This is a genomic window from Bacillus sp. 220_BSPC, assembly GCF_001054655.1.
GTDB lineage: Bacteria > Bacillota > Bacilli > Bacillales > DSM-1321 > Peribacillus > Peribacillus frigoritolerans.
Genome location: NZ_JVPL01000150.1, coordinates 1 through 2,334 on the forward strand (window position 1 = coordinate 1; position 2,334 = coordinate 2,334).

Here is a 2,334-nt window from a genome sequence, read left to right on the forward strand (position 1 = left end):
AATTTTAAAGCAATCGTGAGATTGTGTTTAGTTTATTGAGGGAGGTTAGTTGAACAAGGTTCTTAATAAACCTTAATAGGGTTTAGAGTTATGATACCTCAGTTTTTATTCTTTTAAAGGTTTTATTAAAGTTGAATTGAATTATTAATATGGATAAATAAAACAAAGTTGAGGTGTTATCTTGCAGATACTATTAATTCGACATGGTGAGTCAGAAGACGATTTTCTAGAAGAAAATTATGAAGGAACTACAGATTTACCATTAACTATTAAGGGAGTTGAACAAGTAGAAAAAATGTGTCGGCGTGTATCAGAAGAGTTTCCACCAGAATTCATATGGTCAAGTACTTTGCTTCGTGCTAGTGAAACTGCTGAAACTTTAGCAAATACTATCCAATGCCCAGTAACATTCTTAGATGATTTACGAGAGATGCAAGATATGGAGAGTGAATTTAATTTTAGATTACGAGCTCAAAATGTCCTTTCTTATATTAGAGAGAACAGTGCAAATTATAAAAGAATTGCTATAATATCCCATGGGGGGATGATTACTAAAATAATTGAAAGCTTTCTTCAATTACCACCCGAAATTAATGATGTGTGGTTCAATTCTAATAATACAGGTATACATCTTCTTGAGTATACCGATCATCCATACAAACTTATAAGATTTTCAAATAGTACTACGCATTTGAATTAACTTACTTTCGTGCTGAATAATTTTAACTTTTTTAATATCAGGAGCTGATCAGTAGCTCCTTTTCTTATAGAACTACCGGGCAGTTTAGTTGCATAAGGATAATGGTTTTTTGTGGTAAATTAATAGGAAAAGGATAGTAAGGGGGATGACTATGGAAGGGTTGGAAATATACGATTTCCTAAGATTAGTTTTTATTACTTTTATAATTAGTTTAATTGTTATTACCATTATTTTATTGGTTCAAAAGAAACGGAGCAACCTCGTTAATGGATTCACAGTTAGTATTACTTCAATAATTTCAATAATTGTTTCTGGTATTAATCTTATTATTATAGGATACATAGCTGATGAATTAAATTTAGGAGGAGATGTTATTTCCTCATATTTGTTTCTTATAATTTTAGGGTTAAGCATATTTAATTTTTTTATTTACTTTAAAAATAAAAACAGGATTATTAGTGATTAATAAATAAATTTTGTTCTTAAAGGAGTTGTTAGGGCAACTCCTTTAACGGGTGCGTAAGCTGAAGATCGGATCTGTCTTAAGGCAGTTTTTCTTCTTTAACTAACAGGTGTTATTGTTTAATGAAAAATCTACTAATCTAGTATAATAGTTCTTCTTTTGTCTATACTGTCTATTAATAGGGTATAGATTGGAGTGAAACAGGTATGATCTTAACTGATGTATGGGGGTTATATAAGGCAGATAAGCAAATCCAATTTATCGAGAATAACGGGATAGTATATCCGTTAGTTCTTGCTTGGCTGTTTCTACACTTTCCTTTTGGAAATGTTTGTATTGCACTCGGATCTTGGATTCATCCATTCCTGCTGCACTTTCCAAAAAACCAGAAAGTCCTCTTGCTTTTCTATCCACTTCGATGAATAAATCTACGGATTGAGCGTCCGCGACGAATCCGATTTCAACCTCATCAAGGCTTCTTTGGAATGGACCGCCCTTTGGCTTGTATTCGAATTCCTGAAAGACACCCGTTTTGCTGCGTTTGAAGGGTACATTTTTCACTTTGTTCAAGTAAAACCCTAATGATTCGATTGCTTTTAGGAAGCTACTGACTGTTTCATTTTCCAATACGTTTATATAATCGTTATCTTTAGGGTCCAATGCGAACGTCACATCCATTTCCGTCTTCATCCACACAGACACGTCCCCTACCGTGATTGGCGTTTCGTACGGAAGTTGCAAGGAAAACGGAATCACCTTTTCTTCGCCTTTTTCAATGACGAATGCATCCGAAACCTTTATTTTGTAAAGGGTAACATCATCTAAATACTTACGGTCATCCTGTTCCCTCAAAACCTGTGTCATCACATGGATGTACAGCCCATTGATTTCCTGTTTGGTGTTTCCGCCAAGGACAAACACGTTCCCTTTTACCGTTTCTCCTTGTTTGTATGAATCTTTTTCCAATTTTGTATCCACTTTCGCCGCACCGATTCCGATGCTTGCTTTCATTTTATCAAAAAATGACATGTACATAATTCCCCCTTTGTAAGTCTATAAATAGCATAGCATAATAGGTCCATGAGCGCCTCTAGAAGGGGGTCAAAGTTTAATGGGCCATGAAAAAGTGAAACCACAAAAATTTATGCATATCTAAGTGGTGCAATGCGGA

Annotated in this window: 3 protein-coding genes; 2 read left to right on the forward strand and 1 reads right to left on the reverse strand. The window is 34.4% G+C overall.

Annotated features, from left to right (window positions below):
* Positions 1–181 precede the first annotated feature (181 nt).
* Positions 182–700, forward strand: a complete 519-nt coding sequence (locus tag ADA55_RS09675; protein ID WP_048682689.1) for a histidine phosphatase family protein — start codon at positions 182–184, stop codon at positions 698–700.
* A gap of 151 nt (positions 701–851) precedes the next feature.
* Positions 852–1,166, forward strand: coding sequence for a hypothetical protein (locus tag ADA55_RS09680; protein ID WP_048682692.1), 315 nt, complete (start codon positions 852–854; stop codon positions 1,164–1,166).
* A 255-nt stretch (positions 1,167–1,421) separates the two neighbouring features.
* On the opposite strand, the gene ADA55_RS09685 is transcribed toward ADA55_RS09680, so the two are convergent.
* Positions 1,422–2,192 (reverse strand): sporulation protein, encoded by a 771-nt coding sequence (locus ADA55_RS09685; RefSeq protein ID WP_048682696.1) that lies wholly within the window; start codon positions 2,190–2,192, stop codon positions 1,422–1,424.
* Between the last annotated feature and the right edge of the window lie 142 nt (positions 2,193–2,334).

What these genes read in the sequence shown, in the direction of transcription:
- ADA55_RS09680 (WP_048682692.1), top strand. Translation starts at nt 852, where the DNA reads ATGGAAGGGTTGGAAATATACGATTTCCTAAGATTAGTTTTTATTACT.
- ADA55_RS09685 (WP_048682696.1), bottom strand. Translation starts at nt 2,192, where the DNA reads ATGTCATTTTTTGATAAAATGAAAGCAAGCATCGGAATCGGTGCGGCG.